Genomic DNA, 19,471 nt, shown 5'->3' with positions numbered 1-19,471 from the left:
GGAGGAGGGACCCGCCCGCGGCAACATCCATAGAGGTTTCGTTGGACGTGACTGCTTCGCCTTCCGCGCGCCAGGAGCCGCCCCCCCGACCCGTCGGGGCCGGGATCGCCCCGCCGCTCCTCGCGTTCAGCCGCGTCCCCACCTCTTCCTCTTCTCCTGTCACCGCAGTTGTAGAAGCCCCCTTGCCCATGGTCCTGGTATGAGCGGCCCTCTGTTTCCACGCTGGACGAACACGGTGTCTCGGCTGTCCGCCGCGGCGCTTCTTGCCGTGCCCGCCATCGGCATCGGCGGCCTCATGGCTTACGTACGGTCCCCGTACGTCACGAACCAGCAGCAGCCCATCGAGCAGCCCATCGAATTCGACCACCGCCACCATGCGGGGGACGAGAAGATCGACTGCCAGTACTGCCACTGGAGTGTGGACAAGGCGCCCTCCGCGGGCATCCCGTCCACCACCGTGTGCATGTCCTGCCACGCGCAGGTGTGGAACAAGAGCCCGTACCTCACCGAGGTGCGCAAGGCCTTCTTCGCCGACTCACCCATCCAGTGGGTCCGCGTCCACAACCTGCCGGACTTCGTCTACTTCAACCACGCCATCCACGTGAACAAGGGCGTGGGTTGCGCCAGCTGCCACGGTCGCATCGACCAGATGGCCGCGGTGGAGCAGTTCGCTCCGCTGACCATGGCGTGGTGTCTGGAGTGTCACCGCAATCCCGAGCCGCACCTGCGGCCCCCGGAGTTCATCACGTCGATGACGTGGACTCCGCCGTCGGACAAGGCCGAGGCCATCGCGCTCGGCGAGAAGCTGAAGGATGAGTACGACGTCCACTCGCGCACGAGCTGCTCCACATGCCACCGATGAACACGAAGCGCGACGGCGCGCCGTCGCAGGAATCCTCGTCCTTCGCGCTCCCGGTCGTCTCGGACCGGCCCGCCGCGGCGCCTGACGCCGTCGGTGAGGCGCTGGAGCACGCCGCCGCGAACGCCAACTCCGCCGAGCACGGCTACGGCCAGTCGTACTGGCGCAGCCTCGAGGAGAAGCTGGGCACCTCCGAGTACATGGAGGAGTCCCGCCCGGAGTTCCCCGTGGGCGCGGACCTGCCCCCCACCGGCTTCGTGCGCCGCGAGTTCATGCAGCTGCTCGGCGCCTCGCTGGCCCTGGCCGGCGCCACGGCCTGTAGCACCCGTCCCCCGGACGAGAAGCTGCTGCCGTACACGAAGACGCCGCCGGAAGTGACCCCCGGCAACCCCCTGCACTACGCGTCCGCGATGACGCTGGCCGGCCACACCTCCGGCCTGCTCATCACCGCCCGCGAGGGTCGCCCCGTGAAGGTCGAGGGCAACCCGGACCACCCGGTCAACCAGGGCGCCGCCTGCACCTTCGAGCAGGCCTGGCTGCTGTCGCTCTATGACCCGAGCCGCGCGCGCGTGCTGCGCCAGGGCAAGACGCCCCGCGCCCAGCGCGTGCTCAACGAGACCATCGCGTCCCTCGTCGGCAAGTCCGCCGCGGAGAACGGCGGCTCGCGCGTGCGCTTCCTCACGGAGGCGGTGGGTTCGCCGCTGACGAGCGACCTGCGCAACCGCATCATCAAGAAGATGCCCAACGCGCGCTTCCACAGCGCGTCCTCCAACCAGGACACGCAGGCGGACACGCTGCGCACCCTGTTCGGCGGGCAGCACGTGGCCGCGCTGTACGACTTCTCCCAGGCGGACATCGTCCTGTCGCTGGACGCGGACTTCCTGGAGAGCTGCCCGGGCAACCTGCGCCACATCCGCGAGTTCGCGGACCGTCGCGACCCGCGCAAGGGCAAGCTCAACCGCCTCTACATGGCGGAGGCCCGCTTCTCCATCACCGGCGGCATGGCGGACCACCGCCTGCGCCTGAAGTCGCAGGAGGTCCTCGGCCTCGCCGCCGCGGTGGCCCAGGCCATCGGTGGCAGCGCCGCTTCCCTCGCGGGCGCCGCCGCCGCCAAGTCGCCGCTGCGCGGTGAGCTGGGCAACTGGGTGCAGGCGGTCTCCGCCGACCTGCGCGCCGCCGGCCCCGGTCGGTCGCTGGTCATCGCGGGTGAGCGTCAGCCGGCCGCGGTCCACGCGCTGGCCCACGCCATCAACAACGCGCTCGGCAACGGCGACAAGACGGTCCGCTACATCCAGGCCCCCATCGCCGAGGCGACGGGCATGTCGCAGGTCCGCGCCCTCGTGGAAGACATCGAGGCCGGCCGCGTCGACACCCTGGTCATCACCGCCTACAACCCCGTCTTCACGCTGCCGGACGACGTGGGCCTGGGCAAGGTGCTGAGCAAGGACCACCCCAACCGCGCCAGGCTCAACGTCCTCTACACGTCGCTCTACGAGGACGAGACCAGCGCGCACGTCGACTGGTTCGTCCCCGCGGCGCACCCGCTGGAGACGTGGGGCGACGGCCGCTCGGTGGAGGGCACCGTCTCCATCGCCCAGCCGCTCATCCAGCCGCTCTTCAACGGGATGCCGGAGGTGGAGTTCTTCGCGCTGTTCCTGGACGAGCCCTTCCACCCCGCCTACCAGCTCCTGCGCGACTACTGGCGTGGCCAGACGGCCAACCCGGCCGACTTCGAGGCCCGCTGGGAGTCCTGGGTGGCCCAGGGCTTCATCGAGAACACCGCGTCCCACGCCGTCGCGGGCTCGCCGGACTTCGGCGCCGCCGCCTCGCTCATCGCGGGCTACACGCCCCCGGCCTCGGGTGACCTGGAGCTGAACTTCGTCAACGACTACAAGGTCTACGACGGCCGCTTCGCCAACAACTCCTGGCTGCAGGAGCTGCCCGAGCCCATCACCAAGATGGTCTGGGACAACGCCGCCCTGCTGGGCCCGGACACGGCGAAGGCGCTCGGCCTCGCCCCTGGCGACCTGGCGGAGCTGACCTACAACGGCCAGAAGCTGACGGTGCCGGTGTGGATTGTCCCCGGCCACGCGGACAACACGGTGACGGTGGCGCTGGGCTACGGCCGCAACGGCCTGCACGAGCAGGTCGCCAAGGGCGTGGGCTTCAACGTCAACCCCATCCGCACCAGCAAGAACCCCTGGTTCGACGGCGGCGCCACGCTCACCAAGGTGCGCGGCAGCTACAAGTTCAGCCTGACCCAGACGCACTGGCGCATGGAGAACCGGCCCCTCGCGCTGGACATGCCCATCTCCGAGCTGGAGCACCCCTCCAAGGAGACGGAGCACACGCTCCACCGCGTGAAGGGCGAGCTGAAGCAGGGCATCCAGGACAACCTCGTCGATTTCGACTACTCCAAGGGCTACAAGTGGGGCATGGCCATCGACCTGTCCCGCTGCACGGGCTGCAGCGCGTGCGTGGTGGCCTGCCAGGCGGAGAACAACATCCCCGTCGTGGGCAAGGCGCAGGTGGCCGTCAGCCGTGAGATGAACTGGCTGCGCATCGACCGGTACTTCGAGGGTCCCGAGAACGACCCGAAGATGGTCATGCAGCCTGTCATGTGTGTGCACTGCGAGAAGGCTCCCTGCGAGTACGTGTGCCCGGTGAACGCCACCGTGCACTCGGACGAGGGCCTGAACGACATGGTGTACAACCGCTGCGTCGGCACGCGGTACTGCTCCAACAACTGCCCGTACAAGGTCCGCCGCTTCAACTACCTGCACTACACCGCGGGCAAGACGGCCACCGAGAAGATGCTGATGAACCCGGACGTCACGGTGCGCAACCGCGGCGTCATGGAGAAGTGCACGTACTGCGTGCAGCGCATCGAGCGCGCCCGCATCGACGCGCGCGTCCACAAGCACCTCATCAAGGAAGCGGACCTCAAGACGGCGTGCCAGCAGACGTGCGCCGCGCAGGCCATCGTCTTCGGCTCGCTCAACGACGAGAACCAGCTCGTCAGCCAGCTCTCCGAGGATGTCCGCGCCTACAAGCTCCTGCACGAGCTGGGCACGCGTCCGCGCACCTCGCACCTCATCCGCGTGCGCAACCCGAATTCCGCCCTCGAGCCGGCCAAGGCCGCGACGAACGAAGGGAGCCACTAATCATGGCCGAGACCGCCGCCACCGCCCCGCTCGATCCGCTCGAGCCCCGGGACCTCATCCCGCCGCACCACGACGACAAGTCCCTCAACGAGACGCTGCTGGACCATGTCTGGCGCAAGCCGGGCAAGGGCTGGTTCATGCTCTTCGGCCTGACGCTCAGCGCGCTGGGTCTGCTCGTCGTCGGCGTCACCTACACGCTCGCCCGGGGCATCGGCGTGTGGGGCAACAACCAGCCGGTCGGCTGGGCGTTCGACATCATCAACTTCGTCTGGTGGGTCGGTATCGGCCACGCCGGTACGCTCATCTCCGCCATCCTCCTGCTCTTCCAGCAGAAGTGGCGCACGAGCATCAACCGCTTCGCCGAAGCCATGACGCTGTTCGCCGTCATGTGCGCGGGTCTGTTCCCGCTGCTGCACACCGGCCGTCCCTGGTTCGCCTTCTGGCTGTTCCCCTACCCCAGCACCCTGGGCGCGTGGCCGCAGTTCCGCTCCCCGCTGGTGTGGGACGTGTTCGCCATCTCCACGTACCTCACGGTGTCCGCGCTGTTCTGGTTCGTGGGCCTCATCCCGGACCTGGCCGCGCTGCGTGACTCGTCCAAGACGAAGCTTCAGCGCACCATCTACGGCCTGTTCGCGCTCGGCTGGCGCGGCTCAGGGCGGCACTGGCACAACTACAAGATCGCCTACCTGCTGCTGGCCGGCCTCTCCACGCCGCTCGTCGTCTCGGTGCACACCATCGTTTCGTTCGACTTCGCCGTGTCCCTGCTGCCCGGCTGGCACGCGACCATCTTCCCGCCCTACTTCGTGGCCGGCGCCGTGTTCAGCGGCTTCGCGATGGTGATCACCCTCATCGTCCCGGCGCGCAAGTACCTGGGTCTGCGGGACGTGATTACGGACCGCCACCTGGAGAACATGAACAAGGTCATCCTCGCGACGGGCCTCCTGGTGTCCTACGGATACCTGATGGAGCACTTCGTCGCCTGGTACTCGCAGAACCAGTTCGAGTTCTGGACCTTCTACGTGAACCGCGCCACGGGCCCCTACGCCGGCGTGTACTGGCTGATGATCACGTGCAACGTCGTCACGCCGAACATCTTCTGGTTCAAGAAGTGCCGCACCAGCATCCCCATCATGTGGGTGGCCTCCATCGCCGTGAATATCGGCATGTGGTGCGAGCGCTTCATCATCATCGTGACGTCGCTCTCCCAGGACTTCCTGCCCTCGTCGTGGGGCATCTACTCCCCCACCTGGGTGGACTGGTGCATCTACGTCGGCACCCTGGGCCTGTTCGGCACGCTGTTCCTCCTGTTCCTGAAGTTCGTGCCCGCGGTGGCCATCAGCGAAGTGAAGGAGCTGCAGTTGGAGCTCAAGCACGCCGCCCACCAGAAATCCCACGGAGCGCACTAGAGTCATGGAAGCCACTGTCCTCGATTCCTGGGTGCTGGCCGAGTTCGAGACGCCAGATGTCCTCGTGGATGCCACCCGTCAGATGCGGGAGAAGGGCTTCCAGGGGATGGACACCTACTCTCCGTACCCGCTGCATGGCGGCTCGGAGGCCCTGGGCCTGCCCCCCTCGAAGGTCCCCTTCATCGCGCTGTGCGGTGGGCTCACCGGCCTGACGACGGCGCTCGCGATGCAGACCTGGATGAACACGTACGACTACCCGCTGAACATCGGTGGTCGTCCGCTCCTGTCCCTGCCCGCGTGGGTGCCGATTACATTCGAGCTGAGCGTGCTGTTCGCCGCGTTCGGCATCTTCTTCGGCCTGTTGGGACTGAGCCGGCTGCCGCAGCCGTACCACCCCGTCTTCGAGTCCGATGCCTTCCGCACCGCGTCCACGCACGGCTACTGGCTGAGCGTGCCGCATGCGACGGGCCAGGACGCGGCGGCCGTCATTGACCAGCTCAAGGCCCTGGGTGCCACCCAGGTGACCGTCGTCACGGGAGAGAAGGAATGAGGTGGCTCATCCCCGCCGCCGGACTCGTCGCCCTGTCGGGCTGCGACGTCCCCTCGGAGTTCCTCCAGCGCATGGAGCACCAGGCCAAGTACGAGTACTACGAGGCCTCTGACTTCTGGGCGGACGGTCGTGCCATGCGCACGCCCCCGGCTGGAACGGTGCCCCGCGAGCGCTTCGCCAGCCTGCCGGAGCTCAAGGACCCCACCGCCCGGCAGACGGCCCTCAGCGGCCGCGCCAACGGTCAGCCCGTGGCCACCATCCCCGTGACGGTGGACCAGGCCCTGCTGACGCTGGGCCAGAAGAAGTACAACATCGTCTGCTCGCAGTGCCACGGCGTGCTCGGCGACGGCAACAGCGTGGTCGCGGAGAACATGGCCCTGCGCCTGCCGCCGTCCCTGCTGGAGCTGGAGAGCAAGGCCGCGGGCCACTTCTACACGGCCATCAACGAGGGCTACGGCGTGATGCCGTCCTTCTCCGGTGAGCTGGACGTGCGTGAGCGCTGGGCCGTGGTCGCCTACGTCCGTGCCCTCCAGGAAGCTCGCAACACCCGTACGGGCGGACAGCAGCCCGTCCCGCAGGAGAACCGATGACCCCCGCAGCCGAAGCCCCAGCTCACCTCGAGCGCTACACCGGCACGCCGAAGCTGATGATTCCAGCGTTCGGCGCGGGCGCCCTGGGCATCCTGGTCACCCTGGCCGTCTTCTTCCTCACCAACGCCAAGGGCGCGGCCGCGCACAGCTACCTGCTCGCCTTCGCGTACTGGGTGGGCATCAGCGTGGCCTTCACCATCATGGTGGCCATCTTCCACACGGCGAAGGCCAAGTGGCTCATCGTCCTGCGCCGCACGATGGAGACGGGCTCGTCCGTCATCCCCATCTTCCTGCTGCTCATCATCCCCCTGATTCTGATGGCGGGGTATCTGTACCCCTGGTGGCCGGGCTCGCCGCTGCGCGCCGGCATCACCGGCCTGGAGTCCGAGCACCTGTCGCACAAGGAGCACGGCTACCTGAACTGGCCGTTCACGCTCTTCCGCCACGTCATCTACTTCTCGGTGTGGATCTTCGCCTCCTGGAAGCTGCGCGGGCTGAGCCTGAAGCAGGACACCGAAGGCGGGCTGGACCTCACGGTGCGCATGCGCCGCTTCGCCCCCGGCATCCTGCCCTTCCTGGCGCTGACCATCACCTTCGCGTCCTTCGACTGGCTGATGAGCCTCACGCCGCTGTGGCAGTCCACCATGTTCGGCGTCTACTACTTCGCGGGCAGCTTCCTGTCGGCCTTCTGCGTCCTCACCATCGTCACCACCCTGGCGCGGGGCAAGGACCTCTACGGCAACGTGGTGACGACGGCCCACTTCCACAACCTGGGCAAGCTGATGCTGGCCTTCACGGCGTTCTGGGCCTACATCGCCTTCTCCCAGTTCATGCTGGTGTGGATCGCCAACATCCCGGAAGAGGCGCCCTGGTACGGCCTGCGCATCTTCGGCGCGTGGAAGCCGCTGTCCATCGCCCTGTTCTTCGGCCACTTCGTGCTGCCGTTCTTCGTGCTCCTGTCACGGAATCTGAAGCTGCACCCCCGCCGGCTGTCGGTGGTGGCCGTCTACCTGCTGGTCATCCACGCGGTGGACATGTACTGGCTCATCTGGCCGGCGCTGACGGGCAACCAGGGCCCGAGCTTCGACGTGCTGTCGCTCGTGACGCTGCTGTCCTCGTTCATTGGCGTGGGCGGCATCGCGGTGGGCTTCGCGCTCAAGAACGCTCGCGGCAACTACACGATGCCGGTGAAGGACCCGTACATCGCTGAGTCCCTGAGGTACGTGCAGCCATGAAGAAGACCCAGGTTGAGCTCGAGTCGCGTGTCATCGTCGGCGCCCACGGTGTGGCCGCCGAGGAAGACCACATCGTGATGAGCAAGATCATCGGCATTGGCGCCGGCTCGCTCGTCATCTTCGCGGTGGGAATCGTCTGGGCCTACGCCATCCAGGTGCGGACCATGAAGGAGGCCCAGCCGGACGGTCCTCCTCCGCGGCCGGCGGCCATGGGGCAGTACGAGGTGGGCATCGTCAACCAGCGCCTGTTCGAGCAGGACTGGCACGCCGAGGAGAAGATTGGCGGCCAGCAGCAGGCCCTGCAGGCGGGCTGGGGTGACCAGCCGGGCGTCAAGGCGCACCCCAACCTCGACGAGGCGATGAAGTCGGTCATCTCCAAGAGCCGCAACCCGCCCCCGCCTCCCCCCGCTCCCGCCCCGCAGCAGGCGCCGGAGCCCGCTCCGGCTCCTCAGCAGTAGCTTCCGTCCCCTGCCTCGCGTAAGAGCCGCCCGCGATGATGTCCATCCTCTCCTACATCTCCCCGTGTGCCCCGCGCCGGGGGATGCTCGCCGCCATGGCGCTGCTCCTGGCCACGGCGCTCCCGGCCTCAGCGATGCCGGGCGGGGGCAAGACGCCCCGCGCCATCGTCGAAGCACAGTCGGATGCGCCCCCCCAGCTCAAGGGTGTGGACGTGGAGGAGCACCTGGGTGAACCGGTGCCCCTGCAGACCCGCTTCATCGACGGGAGCGGGCAGGAAGTGACGCTGGGCTCGGTGTTGCCCAAGACACGTCCCACCCTGCTGACGCTCGTGTATTACAACTGCCCCATGCTCTGTAACCTGGTGCTCAACGCCCAGGTGAAGACCATGCGGGAGCTGGGGCTGGAACTGGGCCAGGACTACGAGGCCGTCACGGTCAGCGTGGACCCGGAAGACACCCCGGCGATGAGCAACGAGCGCCGGCGCAAACACCTTCAGTCCATGGGGAAGCCGGAGAGCGCGCCCTGGCACTTCCTCACGGGCACCGACGAGCAGATCCACCGTCTCGCGGACGCGGTGGGCTTCAAGTACACGTATGACGCGAGCACCAGGCAGTACGCCCACCCCGCGGTGGTGATGGTGCTCACGCCGGAGGGGAGCATCTCCCGGTATCTGTACGGGACGGACTTCCCCGCCAAGGACACGAAGCTGGCGTTGCTGGAGGCGGCAGGTGGCCGCGTGGGTACCAGCCTCGACCGCGTGGTGATGTCCTGCTTCAAGTACGACACCGCGACCCGGCGGTACGGCTTCTACATCTTCGGGTTCATCCGCCTGGGCGGCATGGCTGTCTTCCTCGCCCTGGCGACGATGCTGATCTATTTCTGGAGGCGCGAGCTGAAGAAAGGCGCGGCGGCATGAGCGAGCTTCTCAACAACCTTCTGTTCCTCCCGGAGAGCGCGTCCACGTTCGCGGAACGGGTCGACCTGCTGCACCACTTCGTCGTGGGAACGACGATGGTGATGTCGGCTGGCGTTGGCCTCGCGGCGCTGTTCATGTTCTTCCGGTACCGCCGGCGGATTCCCGACCAGGCAACCGAGTACGTCGTCCCCACGCTGAAGACGGAGTTCCTCTTCGTCTCCGTGCCGCTGGTGTTCTTCCTGGCCTGGTTCGGTATCGGCTTCAGGGACTTCACCTGGGTCACCACGCCGCCCAAGGACGCGATGGACGTCTACGTCATGGGCAAGCAGTGGATGTGGAAGTTCGCGTACCCGGAAGGTCCTAACGGCGTGAACGTCCTTCACGTCCCGGCCAACCGCCCGGTCCGTCTGCTCATCACTTCCCGGGACGTGCTGCACTCGTTCTACGTGCCGGCCTTCCGCATCAAGATGGATGCGCTGCCGGGTCGCTACACGCAGATCTGGTTCGAGGCGACCAAGCCCGGCACGTACCAGGTGCTCTGCACCGAGTACTGCGGCCTGTCGCACTCGAAGATGCTCGCGGAGGTCGTGGTCCTCCCCCAGGAGGAGTACGACGTGTGGATCAAGGACCAGCGCCGCGGCCGGCTGCAGGACCGCCAGGACGCGCTCGCGGACACCTCGCTGGTGCCGCCGGTGGCGCGCATGGTGGACCAGGGCCAGGTGCTGGCCGGTACGCAGGGCTGCCTGAAGTGCCACTCGGTGGATGGCTCGGCGCACATCGGCCCCACCTTCGTTGGCATGTATGACCGCGTGGAGAAGCTGGATGACGGTCAGACCATCCGCGTGGACGAGGCCTACATCACCCAGTCGATGATGGACCCTGGAGCCCACCTGGTGTCGGGCTACCAGAATGTGATGCCGACGTATCAGGGCAAGCTGCAGGGCCCCGAGACGGCCGCCATCGTCGAGTACATCAAGTCGCTTCGCACTCCGAACGTCCGCGAGGGCGCCTCCGAGGGACCCGCCTATGACCCCATCCAGTAGCCTCGATACGGCGGGGGCCGCCCCGCACGACGAGCACCACGACCACCACCCCAGCTATCTGGTGGACGGCACCACCATCAAGAGCTGGCTCTTGACGGTGGACCACAAGCGCATCGGCGTGATGTTCCTGTTCTTCATCCTGCTGTTCTTCCTCGTGGGCGGCATCTTCGCGCTGCTCCTCCGGGTGGAGCTGCTGACGCCGGGTCCGACCATCATGGACGCGATGACGTACAACCGTACGTTCACGCTCCATGGCCTGGTGATGATCTTCCTGTTCATGATTCCGGCGATTCCGGCCGTCTTCGGCAACTTCATGTTGCCGCTGATGCTGGGCGCCAAGGACGTGGCCTTCCCCCGGCTGAACCTCGCCTCGTTCTACATCTACCTGACGGGCGCCGTGTTCATGCTCTGGGGCATGCTCAACGGCGGGCTGGACACGGGCTGGACCTTCTACACCCCGTACAGCACGCACACGACGACGACGGTGGCGCCGGTGATGTTCGGCGCGTTCATCATCGGCTTCAGCTCCATCGCGACGGGCATCAACTTCATCGTCACCTGCCACACGATGCGCGCGCCTGGCATCACCTGGTTCAAGATGCCCCTGTTCGTCTGGGCCATCTACGCGACCAGCTGCATCCAGGTGCTCGCGACTCCGGTCATCGGTCTGTTGACGGTGCTGGTGGCGGTGGAGAACCTGTTCAGCTTCGGCATGTTCGACCCGGCGCGCGGCGGCGACCCGGTGCTCTTCCAGCACCTGTTCTGGTTCTACAGCCACCCGGCCGTGTACATCATGGTGCTGCCGGCGTTCGGTGTGATGAGCGAGGTCGTCAGCACGTACAGCCGCAAGAACATCTTCGGCTACCGCGCGGTGGCGTACTCCAGCCTCGGCATCGCCTTCGTGGGCTTCTTCGCCTGGGGCCACCACATGTTCGTGTCCGGTCAGTCGACCTTCGACGCGGGCGTGTTCGGTGTGCTGACCATGCTGGTGGGTGTGTTCACCGCCATCAAGGTCTTCAACTGGGTGGGCACCGTCTACAAGGGCGCCGTCGAGTTCTCGACGCCCTTCGCCTACTTCTGCGGCTTCCTGTTCTTCACCGTGTTCGGTGGCATGACGGGAATCGCGCTGGGCACGGTGTCGCTGGACGTCCCGTGGCACGACACCTACTTCGTCGTCGCGCACTTCCACTTCATCATGGTGGGAGCGACCATCATGGCCTTCCTGGCCTCCCTCCACTACTGGTTCCCGAAGATGTTCGGGAAGACGTACCACGAGGGATGGGGCCTGGTGTCCGCGGCGCTCATCATCCTGGGCTTCAACGCGACGTTCATCCCCCAGTTCCTGGTGGGCAACAACGGCATGCCGCGCCGGTACTATGACTACCCGGAGCGGTTCCAGGCCCTGAACGTGGCCTCCACCGCGGGCGCGTCGCTGCTCGCCTTCGGCTTCCTCATCATCGCGTTCTACCTGACGTACGCGCTGGTGTTCGGCGAGGCCTCCGGCAAGAACCCGTGGCGCAGCAAGGGCTACGAGTGGGTGAGCGAGTCGCCTCCGCCGACGCACAACTTCGTGGGCCCGCAGGTCACCTTCCCCGAGGAGCCCCACTTCTACGTCGACCCGAAGAAGGCCGAGGTCCCCGATGCAGTCTAGCGCCCACACCGCCGACGGCACGGCCAACGTGCCGCGCCTGGCGGAGCACTTCGCGTCGCTCGAGGTCCAGAACCATGCCGCCCGTCTGGGCATGTGGCTGTTCCTGGCGACGGAAATCCTGCTCTTCGCCGGCCTGTTCGTCTGCTACGGCTGCTACCGCTTCCTCTTCCCGGAGGCGTGGGCGGCCGGCAGCCGCAGCCTGGACCTGACGATGGGCACGGTGAACACCATCGTCCTCATCACCTCCTCGCTGACCGCGGCGCTCGCGGTGCACTACGCCAAGGAGGGCAAGAACAAGATGGTGGGCGTGATGTTCGCGCTCACCCTGGTGATGGCGCTGGGCTTCCTCGTCATCAAGTACTTCGAGTACGCGCACAAGTTCCACATCGGGACCCTGCCGGGCCGGTACTACTTCTACGAGGGGATGCAGATGCCTGGCATCACCCTCTACTTCACGGTCTACTTCTGCTCGACGGCGCTGCACGCGCTGCACGTCGTCATCGGCATGACGGTGCTGGCGGTGGCGATGGTCCGGGCGTTCAAGAAGAAGGACTTCGGCCCCAACAACTACACGATGGTCGAGCTGGGCAGCATGTACTGGCACCTCGTCGACCTGGTGTGGATCTTCCTGTTCCCCATGCTGTACCTGGTCTGAGGGCGACACCACCATGGCCATCGCCAACGAATCCCATCAGGAAGAGAAGAACATGCACGAGCACCACGGAGCGGGCCGCTACTGGCTCATCTGGGGTGTCCTGCTGGTGCTGACGGTCGTCACCGTCGTCACCGGCCGCATGCACCTGCCGTCCTTCGGCCTGCTGCTCGCGCTCGTCATCGCCACCGTGAAGGGCACGCTCGTCGCGCTGTACTTCATGCACCTGTCCGAGCACCGGGGCGCCAACCGAATCGTGTTCGGCGTCTCCATCGTCTTCGTGGTGCTGATGCTCGCCATCCCGATGGCGGACCTCGGCACGCGCTTCCGCGGCGCCAACCCGCCCGGCTCGCAGTACAGCGACCTGCAGCCCCCCGATATCGGCACGGGCGCGCAGCGCGGCCGGTTCGGTGGCGGGCTGCGGCCGCACCAGACGAAGGACACGCCGGAGACTCCGGAACCGGGTCACCACTGAACACCCGGGGTCTTCCTTCACGGGAGGCCCCCTGCTTCAACCGCTCGGCGCCGAGGGAGAACTTCCCCGGCGCCGCGTTGCTTTTGACGGCGGGCTAGAGCGCGACTTCGAGGTTGAAGGCCAGCGCGGTGTCCGTGGAGACCTTGCCCTCGGGCGGCTTGCTGTCGTGCTTCACCAGGAAGCTGACACCCAGGGACAGCGCCTCCGTCAGGCTCACCGCGAGCTGCGTCTGGCTGTTGGCCAGCACGCGGGAGTCACCGATGACGCTCAGCAGCACCTCCGCGTCCTCCTTCAGGAGGACCTCCTTGGTGATGCCGTAGCGGAAGGCCACGCCAAAGCGCGGGCCGCCCAGGTCCACGTCCGGCAAATCCATCCGCGACGGGTAGTACTGGAAGCGCGTCTCGCGCGCGTAGCGGAAGGCGAGGTCCGTGCGCAGGTAGGACTCGCGCTCGTCCTTCGACTTCTCGTCCCACCAGAGGACGCCGAGACCGCCTTCACCGGAGGTCCGCGACTCGACGCTGCCCACGTGGTCCGTCAGCGCCCCCGCCAGGAGGTAGCCGCTGAGCATCTTCGTGAAGCGCCTGTCCCCGCGCAGCTCGATGCCCGCGTTGAGCGCCACCAGCTGCGACTCCGCCTCATCCCCCGTCACTTCCGGCGGACGGCTGCGGCCGTAGTTGCCGAAGGCCTTCACGCCATAAATCCAGTGCTCGGTGGTGCGCGACGCGCTGGCCAGGCCGCTGAACGTCAGCGTGGACGCGTTGCCCGTCAGGGAGATGAGGCCCAGGCCCACGACGATGTCCCACTCCTCCTTCTTCTTCGCGGCGGCGGCGGCGGCAGCGGCGGCAGTGGCGTCCGGCGCGGCGGCGGCCTGGGGCGTGGCACCGGCGGCGATGCTCACAGCGCGCTCGGCGGCCTCGGCGGCGCGGGCGCTGGCCTCGGCGGCGCGCTCGGCGGCAGCGGCGGCGCGCTCGGCGGCGGCGGCGATGCGCTCCTCCGGCGTGGCGGCGACGGGGATGGCCTGCGCGGCGGGCTCCTGGGCGGGAGCGGCGGGCGCGGGCGTCTGGGCCTGCAGGGACGTGGCAATCAAGAGGGCTGCGGAAAGCATCGGTTCTCCAAGGTTCTCGCGGTGCCGGCGGACAGAGTCCCGGAGCGCACCAGGCGTCCTTCGCCGCCCCCGGGGCCGGCGCGGCTCCCTTCCTGCTTCAAACACGCGGCGTGCGGCAATGGTTGATTGTCGTGGTTGTGCTTAATTCCGGGGGGGCCCGCTTCACCCAGGAGATTCGCATCCCATGAGCACCGCCCGCTTCGCGTTGCTGTGCACGCTGCTTTTGCCCGCACTCGCCGCCGCCCAGCGCGTCACCGTGCCGGTGGACGTGGGCGTGGGGCCCGCCGCGTACATGTTCTTCGGCCCCGTCTTCGACGACCAGCCCATCCACACCGGCGTGAAGCTCTCCGTGGAGGCGGTGCTGGACAAGGACTGGCTGAAGAAGAACCAGCGCGCCATTCCCAAGAGCTACCGGAAGTACGCGAAGAGCGTGGACGAGGTCCGCATCTCCCCGTCCATCTTCATCCCCGACTCGTTCATCATCTCCCCCAAGCTGAAGAACACCGGCATGTACGGCGTCACCTGGAAGCCGCTGGGCCTGGGGCTGCCGCTGACGGACGGCCCGGTGCGGCTGGCCGTGGGGGGCGGGCTGCTGTTGACGTATGCGTACCTGTACTCGGACACGCTGGCGAATACGCACTTCCTCCGGCCGGGCGCCGAGCTGGGCGTGGACCTGGAGCTGCAGTTCTCCAAGAACTTCCTCGTCAGCCTGGGCTGGGAGTCCGCGCTCTACGTGCCCCAGGAGCTGGGCAGCCTGGGCATGCCGGACCGGGTGCGCGACGGCATCTTCCACGTGGGCCAGGCGTACCTCCAGCTCCACGTCCGCTTCCCGTACACCACCTTCCTGTAAGTCGAACCCGAGCCTTCCGGGTGGATGCGCGCGACGCCTGGGTGGCGCTACGTTGGCACGGACATGCACCTGGCCCTCGCCACCGATGCGCAGAAAGCCGAACGGGACCGCGTCACCCACGCCGCCTGGGGCTCGCCGCTCACCGTGGAGCAGTTCCACCAACGCGAGCTGCGGCTGCGCGCCCACCCGTGGTGTCGGGAGGGGATGCGCACCTGGCTGTGGCTCGACGACGAGGCCCGGGTGCTGGCCTCGTGCGAGACGTTCCACACCGACAGCTACCTGCGCGGCCCCGACGGCGAGTCCTCGCGCGGAGTCAGTCAGGCCATCGCCAGCGTCTTCACGGAGTCCGCGCTGCGCGGCCATGGCCATGCGACGCGGCTGATGGACGCCGTCGCCTCCCGGCTGGAGCAGGAGTCCGCGAGCCACCACGCCGCCCTCCTCTTCTCCGACGTCGGCGCTCCGCTCTACCGCCGCTCCGGCTATCGCGAGGCCCCCTCGTGGGACTGGCACCTGTCCGCGGTGGGAGGCCTGTCCACGCACGCGGTGGACGCGCTCCTGTGCGACGGCGACGTGCCCCAGGTCATGGCGCGCATCCAGCGTCCGGACGTGCCCTTCCTCCTCTGGCCGAGCGCCGCGCAGGTGGACTGGCACCTGGAGCGGGAGCGCATCTACTCGGAGCTCTTGCGCAGGCCGCGGCCCGAGGCGTGCGGCGCGACGGTGGGAAACTCCACCGCGCTGTGGGCGATGATGGCCCGGTACGGCGAGTTGGTGGTGCTGCTGCTCGACGCGGAGTCGGTGGAGGACGCCGCCGCCCTGCTGGAGGCCGCGCGCGGCGTGGCCCACCGGGCGGGCCTTGGGCGCGTGGTCATCTGGGAGGAGCCCGCCACGCTGCCCTGGGTGGCGCGGGTGTCCGGGGCCCTCCGCGTCCCACGAGACGGCTCGCTGCCCATGCTGCGGCCCCTGCGTCCCGGCCTGCCGCCGGCCGAGCGGGTCGCGTTCTCCCGCGCCCTCTGGGTGTGACGCACGGCTAGGATGCGCGCATGGCCAAGCGCACGCGCATCATCGAGGGCACCTGGAACTGCACGTCCTGCGACGCCAAGGACATCCTGGCCCGGCACAAGCGCTGCCCGAACTGCAACAACCCCCGCGAGCTGACGGGCGACGAGTCGGACTTCGACTTTGGCGACGTGGACGCGGAGAGCGGCAAGTCCCTGCGCGAGGGCGTGACGGACGACAAGGCGCTGGAGATTGCCGGCGCGGGCGAGGACTGGTTCTGCGCCTTCTGTGGCGCCGCGAATCGAGGAGACCAGCTCCGGTGCAAGCACTGCGGCGCGGAGCGCTCGGCGGATGCGAAGGCCGCTCCGCTCCAGGCGTTTGAGACGCCCGCGCGAAAGCCTCCCGCCCCTCCGCCTCCGGAGACGAAGCCGCGCTCCCTCAAGAAGTGGCTGTTCCTGGGGGTGCTCTTCACGTGCTGCTTCGGCTCGGGCCTGTACGGCATGTGGGCCCGGGCCACGCATGACTTCACCGGCGAAGTCACGGGGACGTCGTGGAAGGTCGCCGTGACGCAGGAGCGCTTCACGCCCGTGCGGAAGACGGGCTGGGCGGACCAGTTGAGCCGGGTCAGCGCGCGCATGCCCGTCAACGGCTCGGGAGAAGTGGCGGGCGTGGACAACGTGCGCGACTGCGTGGAGCGCCAGCGGGGCACGCGCAAGGTGGCGGACGGGACGGAGCGGGTGTGCCGCTCCAAGACGCGCCGGGTGGCGTGCGGCACCGAGGAGAAGTGCCGCCGCCGGGACAAGGGCAACGGCTTCGTCGAGGAGGTCTGCGAGGATATCACCAGGTACTGCAACGAGAGTTACGAGGACTGTCAGAACGAGACGCGCTACCGCAACGAGCCCGTCTACGCACGCGAGTGCACGTATGACACCTACGAGTGGAAGCAGGTGGACCGGCGCGAGGCGACGGGACAGGACGGCAAGCCCGCGTGGCCCTCGCTCCAGCCCGGCGCCACGGACCGGCAGCACCGCTCGGAGGAGTACGCCGTGCACATCCGCTACGAGGATGACGGCGTGAAGGAGACCGTGCTCGTGCCCAAGGCCGAGCGGGACTTCCTGTCGTGGAAGAAGGGCCAGGGAGTCATCGTCACGGTGACGAACTCCGGGGATTTGAAGAAGGTCGTCCCACGTTGAGTGCCGGAGGACCTGCCCCCATGGAATGCACACTCTGCGGCGCCTGCTGCGTGGCGCCGGACATCGCCGCGCTCGACAAGCCGCTGGGGCTGCGCTGCCCGCACCTCACCCAGGACAACCTCTGCTCCGTGTACGAGAACCGGCCGAACATCTGCCGCGACTACCAGGCGGATGAGGTCTGCAAGCTCATCGAGGCCCCCACGCTGGAAGAGCGCGTGGACAAGTACCTGGCCCTCTTCGGGCTCACCGACGAGGCTCGGGCCGTGAAGAAGCAGGGCTGTGCCTCCATGAAGCGGGCCCGACTCCAGACGTCGCCCGCGCAAGCCGCGCCGTCCCCCACCGAAGCGCCCGGTGGCGAACGGCCCCGGTGAAGCGCGCGGCACGGCCCTTGTCCCCGTCCCCCCGACGGGGCTATCCCGGAGCCGTGAACTTCCAGCCGACCGAACCCTTCGTCGCCGCGCCGGGTCTGACGAACGAGCATGCGCAGACCATCTACGCGAACCTCGTGCGTTCCCGTCATGTCCCTCCGTTGAGGCGGGAGCGGCGCGAGCTTCCCGACGGGGACTTCGTCGACCTGGACACCTTCGACGGTCCCACCGGCGCGCCGCACGTGGTGGCGCTGCACGGACTGGAGAGCTCGTCCCGGGCCGGCTACATCACCGCCATCCTCCGAGGCGCCGCGGAGCGCGGCTGGGGCGCCACCGCGCTCAACTTCCGCTCGTGCAGCGGTGAGCCCAACCGGCTGGCGCGCACGTACCACTCGGGCCACATCGACGATGCGCTCGGCCTCCTGCGCGACTTGCGCGAGCGGGCCACCGGGCCGCTGTTCGCCGTGGGCTTCTCCCTGGGCGCCAACGTGCTGTGCCGGCTCCTGGAGGACCAGGGCGAGGACGCGCCGGTGAAGGCCGCGGCGTCCGTCAGCGCGCCGTACGATTTGGACGCCTGCTGCAAGAAGCTGGATGGCCCCGGTCCCATCCACCTGGTGTACCGGGAGCGCTTCCTGCGGACGCTGAAGGGCAAGGCGCGCGCGAAGCTCAAGCGCTTCCCCAACGCCTTCGACGGCCGCGCCATGGAAGCGGCGCGCACGGTGCGCGCGTTCGACCATGCCGTCACCGCGCCGCTCCACGGCTTCGACAGCGCCGAGCACTACTACGCCGAGTCCTCCGCGGGTCCGAGGCTGCACGCCATCCGCAAGCCCACGCTGCTCATCAGCGCCGAGGATGACCCGATGCTGGAGTCACCTGTCATCCCGCTCGCGGCGAAGGACAATCCGCACCTGAGCGTGGTGTTGACCCGGCATGGAGGACACGTGGGCTTCGTCGCGGGCCACGCGCACCGTCCCCGCTTCTGGGCGGAAGACCAGGTGCTGGAGTACTTCGCGACGCACCGCTAACCGAAGGACAGCAGGAACCCCAGCTTCGCCGTGGGCCGCACGGTGCGCAGCATCCACGAGCGCTCTTCTCCAGGCCCCACCGAGCCGCGCAGCGACTCGTCCAGGTCCTTCATGCTGGGGCCATACAGCTCCATGAAGCTGAGGCCACCGCGCACGAAGAAGGTGAGGCGCCCGGGCGTGCGCAGCTCCAGCCCCACGAGCGCGCTGGCGTACGTGTAGCCCACGCGCTCCATCGACGGCAGCGGCGGCAATGACAGGTCCGCGAGCCTGCGCTCCAGGCCCTGCACGTCCGCGGGCTGCGCATGACCGACATCCAGGCTGAAGGCCGGCGTCAGCTTGCCGCGCAGGGGCAGCAACGTGAGCCCCGCGCGAGCGCCAGCACGGACGCCGTTGTGCGTGGCCCCCAGGTGCAGCCGCACCACCCGCGTCGGACTGAACGAGACGGACAGCCCCGCGCCCTCCGTCACCCCCGCGTCCAGCATCAAGCCAAAGGGCGCCAGTCGTTCGGGGTCCTGTGCCGCCCTCCGGCGCACCTGCACCCCATCCGCCGCCAGCGCCCCCCGCGCCACCAGCACGAACAGCAGCGCCATCACCGTGGACAACATCCCCATGCGTCGATTCCCCGCCCCAGCCCGCCGCGACGCTCCGCGGTCCCCATCATTGCCAACCGACATCCACCGGACAGCTCCGGCGGCCCCTTTCCCTCCCAGGTGACGTCGTCGCCCTGGCACTGCCCTGCCCCCACCGCGCGCGGACGTCCTCGCGCGTGCCACCTCTTCGTGGCCCCTCCCCCGCCCCCCGTTTCGAGGTGAATCAGGCTCCGGCGGAAACCCCCGCTTCCACCGGAGCCCGGCTCGCCCGCCCCGCCACCCGTCCCCCATCCACCTGCGCCACCGCTCGCGAGTCCCGAAGCCCCGCCGCGCCTGTCGCCAAA

The 19,471-nt window shown here is 68.1% G+C and carries 19 protein-coding genes; 17 read left to right on the top strand and 2 right to left on the bottom strand.

Annotated features, from left to right (window positions below; translation table 11 throughout):
- Nucleotides 1–199 precede the first annotated feature (199 nt).
- Genes G4D83_RS39205 through G4D83_RS39150 form a run of 12 tightly spaced genes read left to right on the top strand, consistent with a single transcriptional unit; the run spans nt 200 to nt 13,000 of the window.
- Entirely contained in the window at nt 200–862 is a 663-nt protein-coding gene (locus G4D83_RS39205) for a cytochrome c3 family protein (RefSeq protein ID WP_163870047.1), read from the top strand.
- Complete coding sequence (locus G4D83_RS39200; protein ID WP_163870182.1) at nt 859–4,023, top strand: TAT-variant-translocated molybdopterin oxidoreductase; 3,165 nt, start codon at nt 859–861, stop codon at nt 4,021–4,023. The genes G4D83_RS39205 and G4D83_RS39200 overlap by 4 nt, the downstream gene beginning before the upstream one ends.
- A gap of 2 nt (nt 4,024–4,025) precedes the next feature.
- Nucleotides 4,026–5,429, top strand: a complete 1,404-nt coding sequence (nrfD, locus tag G4D83_RS39195) for an NrfD/PsrC family molybdoenzyme membrane anchor subunit (RefSeq protein WP_163870046.1) — start codon at nt 4,026–4,028, stop codon at nt 5,427–5,429.
- Nucleotides 5,430–5,433: 4 nt separating this feature from the next.
- Nucleotides 5,434–5,979 (top strand): DUF3341 domain-containing protein, encoded by a 546-nt coding sequence (locus G4D83_RS39190; protein ID WP_163870045.1) that lies wholly within the window; start codon nt 5,434–5,436, stop codon nt 5,977–5,979.
- Nucleotides 5,976–6,569, top strand: a complete 594-nt coding sequence (locus G4D83_RS39185) for a c-type cytochrome (RefSeq protein WP_163870044.1) — start codon at nt 5,976–5,978, stop codon at nt 6,567–6,569. Before G4D83_RS39190 ends, G4D83_RS39185 begins: the two co-directional genes overlap by 4 nt.
- Entirely contained in the window at nt 6,566–7,804 is a 1,239-nt protein-coding gene (locus G4D83_RS39180; RefSeq protein WP_163870043.1) for a hypothetical protein, read from the top strand. Before G4D83_RS39185 ends, G4D83_RS39180 begins: the two co-directional genes overlap by 4 nt.
- Nucleotides 7,801–8,262: a hypothetical protein gene (locus tag G4D83_RS39175; RefSeq protein ID WP_163870042.1), complete on the top strand. Its 462-nt coding sequence runs from the start codon at nt 7,801–7,803 to the stop codon at nt 8,260–8,262. Before G4D83_RS39180 ends, G4D83_RS39175 begins: the two co-directional genes overlap by 4 nt.
- 35 nt (nt 8,263–8,297) lie before the next feature.
- Entirely contained in the window at nt 8,298–9,179 is an 882-nt protein-coding gene (locus G4D83_RS39170) for an SCO family protein (protein WP_163870041.1), read from the top strand.
- The gene (gene coxB, locus G4D83_RS39165) at nt 9,176–10,222 is read left to right on the top strand and encodes a cytochrome c oxidase subunit II (RefSeq protein WP_141646863.1); all 1,047 of its coding nucleotides are present in this window, start codon (nt 9,176–9,178) and stop codon (nt 10,220–10,222) included. Before G4D83_RS39170 ends, coxB begins: the two co-directional genes overlap by 4 nt.
- A complete protein-coding gene (locus G4D83_RS39160) occupies nt 10,206–11,873 on the top strand; it encodes a cbb3-type cytochrome c oxidase subunit I (protein WP_163870040.1) in 1,668 nt (555 codons plus the stop codon). The genes coxB and G4D83_RS39160 overlap by 17 nt, the downstream gene beginning before the upstream one ends.
- Complete coding sequence (locus G4D83_RS39155) at nt 11,863–12,528, top strand: cytochrome c oxidase subunit 3 family protein (RefSeq protein WP_163870039.1); 666 nt, start codon at nt 11,863–11,865, stop codon at nt 12,526–12,528. The genes G4D83_RS39160 and G4D83_RS39155 overlap by 11 nt, the downstream gene beginning before the upstream one ends.
- A 13-nt stretch (nt 12,529–12,541) precedes the next feature.
- Entirely contained in the window at nt 12,542–13,000 is a 459-nt protein-coding gene (locus G4D83_RS39150) for a cytochrome C oxidase subunit IV family protein (protein WP_163870038.1), read from the top strand.
- A gap of 94 nt (nt 13,001–13,094) precedes the next feature.
- Here the strand turns inward: G4D83_RS39150 and G4D83_RS39145 are convergent, their stop codons facing one another.
- On the bottom strand, nt 13,095–14,105 hold the full coding sequence (locus G4D83_RS39145; RefSeq protein ID WP_163870037.1) for a DUF481 domain-containing protein: 1,011 nt from the start codon (nt 14,103–14,105) through the stop codon (nt 13,095–13,097).
- Between the two features lie 184 nt (nt 14,106–14,289).
- On the opposite strand from G4D83_RS39145, the gene G4D83_RS39140 reads away from it, so the two are divergent.
- Genes G4D83_RS39140 through G4D83_RS39120 form a run of 5 tightly spaced genes read left to right on the top strand, consistent with a single transcriptional unit; the run spans nt 14,290 to nt 18,537 of the window.
- Nucleotides 14,290–14,955: a hypothetical protein gene (locus G4D83_RS39140; RefSeq protein ID WP_163870036.1), complete on the top strand. Its 666-nt coding sequence runs from the start codon at nt 14,290–14,292 to the stop codon at nt 14,953–14,955.
- Nucleotides 14,956–14,979: 24 nt separating this feature from the next.
- Nucleotides 14,980–15,975 carry a GNAT family N-acetyltransferase gene (locus G4D83_RS39135; RefSeq protein WP_420826693.1) on the top strand — a complete coding sequence of 332 codons (996 nt, stop codon included), beginning with the start codon at nt 14,980–14,982 and terminating at the stop codon, nt 15,973–15,975.
- Nucleotides 15,976–15,995: 20 nt separating this feature from the next.
- The gene (locus G4D83_RS39130) at nt 15,996–17,144 is read left to right on the top strand and encodes a hypothetical protein (RefSeq protein WP_163870035.1); all 1,149 of its coding nucleotides are present in this window, start codon (nt 15,996–15,998) and stop codon (nt 17,142–17,144) included.
- A 20-nt stretch (nt 17,145–17,164) separates the two neighbouring features.
- A complete protein-coding gene (locus tag G4D83_RS39125) occupies nt 17,165–17,515 on the top strand; it encodes a YkgJ family cysteine cluster protein (RefSeq protein WP_240357073.1) in 351 nt (116 codons plus the stop codon).
- 53 nt (nt 17,516–17,568) lie between these two features.
- Nucleotides 17,569–18,537 (top strand): hydrolase, encoded by a 969-nt coding sequence (locus tag G4D83_RS39120; protein ID WP_163870034.1) that lies wholly within the window; start codon nt 17,569–17,571, stop codon nt 18,535–18,537.
- Here G4D83_RS39120 and G4D83_RS39115 read toward each other — a convergent pair.
- Entirely contained in the window at nt 18,534–19,148 is a 615-nt protein-coding gene (locus G4D83_RS39115; RefSeq protein WP_163870033.1) for a hypothetical protein, read from the bottom strand. The genes G4D83_RS39120 and G4D83_RS39115 overlap by 4 nt on opposite strands.
- Nucleotides 19,149–19,471: the final 323 nt, after the last annotated feature.

Source organism: Myxococcus eversor (assembly GCF_010894455.1).
Classification (GTDB): Bacteria; Myxococcota; Myxococcia; order Myxococcales; family Myxococcaceae; genus Myxococcus; species Myxococcus eversor.
This window is presented reverse-complemented; position numbering and strand designations above follow the sequence as displayed.

What these genes read in the sequence shown, in the direction of transcription:
- G4D83_RS39185 (WP_163870044.1), top strand. Translation starts at nt 5,976, where the DNA reads ATGAGGTGGCTCATCCCCGCCGCCGGACTCGTCGCCCTGTCGGGCTGC.
- G4D83_RS39155 (WP_163870039.1), top strand. Translation starts at nt 11,863, where the DNA reads ATGCAGTCTAGCGCCCACACCGCCGACGGCACGGCCAACGTGCCGCGC.
- G4D83_RS39180 (WP_163870043.1), top strand. Translation starts at nt 6,566, where the DNA reads ATGACCCCCGCAGCCGAAGCCCCAGCTCACCTCGAGCGCTACACCGGC.
- G4D83_RS39140 (WP_163870036.1), top strand. Translation starts at nt 14,290, where the DNA reads ATGAGCACCGCCCGCTTCGCGTTGCTGTGCACGCTGCTTTTGCCCGCA.
- coxB (WP_141646863.1), top strand. Translation starts at nt 9,176, where the DNA reads ATGAGCGAGCTTCTCAACAACCTTCTGTTCCTCCCGGAGAGCGCGTCC.
- G4D83_RS39115 (WP_163870033.1), bottom strand. Translation starts at nt 19,148, where the DNA reads ATGGGGATGTTGTCCACGGTGATGGCGCTGCTGTTCGTGCTGGTGGCG.
- G4D83_RS39150 (WP_163870038.1), top strand. Translation starts at nt 12,542, where the DNA reads ATGGCCATCGCCAACGAATCCCATCAGGAAGAGAAGAACATGCACGAG.
- G4D83_RS39125 (WP_240357073.1), top strand. Translation starts at nt 17,165, where the DNA reads ATGGAATGCACACTCTGCGGCGCCTGCTGCGTGGCGCCGGACATCGCC.
- G4D83_RS39145 (WP_163870037.1), bottom strand. Translation starts at nt 14,105, where the DNA reads ATGCTTTCCGCAGCCCTCTTGATTGCCACGTCCCTGCAGGCCCAGACG.
- G4D83_RS39170 (WP_163870041.1), top strand. Translation starts at nt 8,298, where the DNA reads ATGATGTCCATCCTCTCCTACATCTCCCCGTGTGCCCCGCGCCGGGGG.
- G4D83_RS39200 (WP_163870182.1), top strand. Translation starts at nt 859, where the DNA reads ATGAACACGAAGCGCGACGGCGCGCCGTCGCAGGAATCCTCGTCCTTC.
- G4D83_RS39175 (WP_163870042.1), top strand. Translation starts at nt 7,801, where the DNA reads ATGAAGAAGACCCAGGTTGAGCTCGAGTCGCGTGTCATCGTCGGCGCC.
- G4D83_RS39135 (WP_420826693.1), top strand. Translation starts at nt 14,980, where the DNA reads ATGCGCGCGACGCCTGGGTGGCGCTACGTTGGCACGGACATGCACCTG.
- G4D83_RS39205 (WP_163870047.1), top strand. Translation starts at nt 200, where the DNA reads ATGAGCGGCCCTCTGTTTCCACGCTGGACGAACACGGTGTCTCGGCTG.
- G4D83_RS39160 (WP_163870040.1), top strand. Translation starts at nt 10,206, where the DNA reads ATGACCCCATCCAGTAGCCTCGATACGGCGGGGGCCGCCCCGCACGAC.
- nrfD (WP_163870046.1), top strand. Translation starts at nt 4,026, where the DNA reads ATGGCCGAGACCGCCGCCACCGCCCCGCTCGATCCGCTCGAGCCCCGG.
- G4D83_RS39130 (WP_163870035.1), top strand. Translation starts at nt 15,996, where the DNA reads ATGGCCAAGCGCACGCGCATCATCGAGGGCACCTGGAACTGCACGTCC.
- G4D83_RS39190 (WP_163870045.1), top strand. Translation starts at nt 5,434, where the DNA reads ATGGAAGCCACTGTCCTCGATTCCTGGGTGCTGGCCGAGTTCGAGACG.